General features: G+C 31.2%; 3 protein-coding genes. All 3 read left to right on the forward strand.

Going from position 1 to position 3,450, the window contains the following annotated elements:
* Positions 1-2: 2 nt before the first annotated feature.
* On the forward strand, positions 3-1,322 hold the full coding sequence (scfB, locus tag Q0649_RS09440) for a thioether cross-link-forming SCIFF peptide maturase (RefSeq protein WP_298840721.1): 1,320 nt from the start codon (positions 3-5) through the stop codon (positions 1,320-1,322).
* Between the two features lie 79 nt (positions 1,323-1,401).
* Complete coding sequence (gene secD, locus Q0649_RS09445; protein ID WP_298840724.1) at positions 1,402-2,640, forward strand: protein translocase subunit SecD; 1,239 nt, start codon at positions 1,402-1,404, stop codon at positions 2,638-2,640.
* Between the two features lie 4 nt (positions 2,641-2,644).
* On the forward strand, positions 2,645-3,450 hold an 806-nt coding region (secF, locus tag Q0649_RS09450), incomplete at its 3' end, for a protein translocase subunit SecF (protein ID WP_298840727.1).

A 3,450-nucleotide genomic window follows, 5' to 3' on the forward strand; every position in this document is an offset into this window, starting at 1 on the left:
TAATTGATGTAAATTCTGGAGCACTACATATGGTAGATGAAATAGTTTATGATCTTCTAGATGAGAATGAACTTAGAAAAAAAGAAGATTTAATAGAAGATTTTAAAAATAAATATTCAGTAAAAGATATTAATGAAGTATATGATGAGATTCAAAGCTTAATTCAAGAAGGAACTTTGTACACAGCAGATTTATACAAATCAATTGCGTTAAGTGGTGCAAAAGAAGAGCCATATATAAAGGCACTGTGTTTAAATATAATTCATGATTGTAATTTAAGATGCAAGTACTGCTTTGCTGATGAGGGTGAGTACCATGGCGCTAGAAAAGCAATGTCAGTAGAAGTTGGGAAAAAAGCAATAGATTTTGTTTTGGAGAAATCTGGACCTAGAAAAAACATTGAGATAGATTTATTTGGTGGAGAACCACTAATGGCTTTTGAAATGATAAAAGAAATAGTTGCATATGCTAGGGTTCAAGAGAAAATTTTCAATAAATCTATAAGATTTACTATGACTACTAATGCCACGTTACTTACTGAGGAAATTATGAAATATATGGATGAGAACATGGGTAATATAGTACTTAGCATAGATGGTAGAAAAGCTGTTAATGATAAGGTTAGAGTAAAGGTAGATGGAAGTGGATCATATGATAGAATACTTCCTAAGATTAAAAAAATGGTAGATATGAGAGACAAATCAAAACAGTATTATGTTAGGGGAACGTTTACTAGAGATAACACTGACTTTTTTGAAGATATTGAACATATGGCGGATTTAGGGTTTAAAGAAATATCTATAGAGCCAGTGGTGCTCCCACCTGAACATAATCTATCAATTAGAGAAGAAGATTTACCAGTTATATTTGAGCAATACGATAAATTATATGCAGATATGCTCAAACGATTTAAAAATGGAACTAGTTTTAAATTCTATCACTTTAATATTGATTTACAAGGTGGACCTTGTGTATATAAGAGAATAGCTGGATGTGGAGCGGGCCATGAATATATAGCAGTTACTCCAGATGGAGATATATATCCTTGTCATCAATTCGTTGGCAATAAAGATTTTCTTATTGGCGATATCTATAATGGGATTACTAATAATAAAATGGTTAAAGAATTTAAGGAAGCTCATATTTATAATAAACCTACATGTACTAAGTGTTGGGCTAAATTTTATTGTAGTGGTGGATGCCAGGCAAATAACTTTAATTTCAATGGAGATATGCATATACCATATGAAATTGGATGTAAGATGCAAAAGAAGAGAATAGAGTGTGCAATAGCTTTAAAAGCGGTAACCATGAATAAGTAAATTACATTTAGTTAAGATTGACTAAATTTGTTAATCATAATATAATTGTATTTATGAGTAAACGGGAAGGGGGATAAAAATGAAAAAGAAGAAGAGCACGATACTGTTTCTAGTCAGTGTTTTTGTTATTGGGTTATTAGCATTTACAGGTTTTCACGGATTTAAAATAGGAGACTACAGGGTTAAACCATTTACTGAGACAATAAATAAAGGGTTAGACATTCAAGGTGGAATTTCTGTACTTGAAGAAGTCCAAGGTGCAAATGTAGATCAAAAGACTATAGACAGAGCAATTGAACTAATTTCATTGAGAGTAAACAAAATGGGAGTTAGTGAGACATCAGTTACTAAAGAAGGTAATAATAAAATTAGAATTGATATACCAGGAAAATCAGATTCTAAAGAAATTCTTGATACTGTTGCAAAATCGGGTGAACTCAAATTTGTTGGTCCTGATAAAGTGACAATTCTTACTGGTAAAGATGTAAAGGATGCTACTGCGGCCTACAATCAAGATAATAAGCCTGTTATAAATCTTGAACTTAATGCATCGGGTAAGAAAAAATTTGCAGCAGCAACTCAAAAGTTTATAGGACAAAAAATAACTATTTATATGGATGCAGATGTATTAACTGATCCTACAGTTGAAGTAGCTATTTTGGACGGAAAGGCTGAAATTTCAGGAAGTGCATCATTAGTAGAAGCTACTACTACATCTGAAATTATTAAATCTGGTGCATTACCTGTAACTTTAAAAGCTGTTTCAGTTAAAACAGTGGGAGCAACTTTTGGATCAGAAGCATTATCACAAAGTGTGAAAGCAGGAATAGTATCAATATTATTTGTATTCTTATTTATGCTTTTATATTATAGAGCACCTGGTGTTGTTGCGGATATATCTTTAGTTTTATATGTGGTCTTAGTTCTTGGTGCATTCTCAGCTATTAACGCTACATTAACAATTTCAGGTATCGCTGGATTCTTACTTACAATAGGAATGGCTGTCGATGCTAATGTGCTAATATTTGAGAGGATAAAGGAAGAAATTAAAACTGGAAAATCTATAAAATCTTCTGTACATGCTGGATTTCATAGAGCACTTCCATCAATATTAGATTCAAACATTACAACTATAATGGCTGGGTTAGTTCTTTATTCTATGGGGACAGGTTCAGTTAAGGGCTTTGCACTAACACTAGTAATAGGTGTAACTATAAGTCTATTTACAGCACTTACATGTACTAAATTCTTATTGAAATTAGCAGTCGAAATGGGACTAATAAGTAAAACATCTCATTTTGGCGTAAAGAGGGGGTAAGCATATGATAAAAGTAGTTGAAAAAACTAAAATATGGTTTGCTATTTCTCTATTTATAATTGTAATAGGAATGGGGTTTTTGGCAACAAAAGGATTGAATTTAGGTATAGATTTTAAAGGTGGTACAACACTTGATATAAAAATGAATCAACAATTTGTTAAATCAGATGTAGATAAAATAATAGATAAATATGCAAAGGAAGAATATTCTTCTAAAACAATAAATGATAATAAAGAAATTGATATAATCATAAAAAGTGATGCGCTTTCTCCTGAAAAAACTGCTAGCATGTTAAAAGATATTAAAACACAGTTTAAATCAAGTGTATTATTATCTCAAGATACAATCGGTGCATCTATTGGAAGTGAATTAAAGACAAAAACAGTTACTGCCTTAATAGTAGCTATGCTTTTCATGTTAGTTTATGTCGGTTTTAGATTTGAGTTTAAATTTGCAGCTTCAGCTATAATTGCTTTGGTGCACGATATTCTGATTACAGTTACAGTATATGCAATTTTCCAAATACAAGTAAATGCAACCTTTATAGCGGCGATTCTAACTGTTGTTGGGTATTCTATTAATGACACTATAGTTATATTTGATAGAATAAGAGAAAACCAAAAAATTATGAGGAAAGCTTCTGTAGAGGAAATTACAAACACTAGTGTTAATCAAACTATGGCAAGATCAATAAATACAGTTGCTACAGTTTTAATTTGTGTAATTGCAGTATTTGCATTTGTACCTTCTATAAGAGATCTTAGTTTCCCATTAATTTTTGGTATAGGAGTTGGATGTTATTCTTCAAT

Source organism: uncultured Clostridium sp. (assembly GCF_937920395.1).
GTDB lineage: Bacteria > Bacillota > Clostridia > Clostridiales > Clostridiaceae > Clostridium_AD.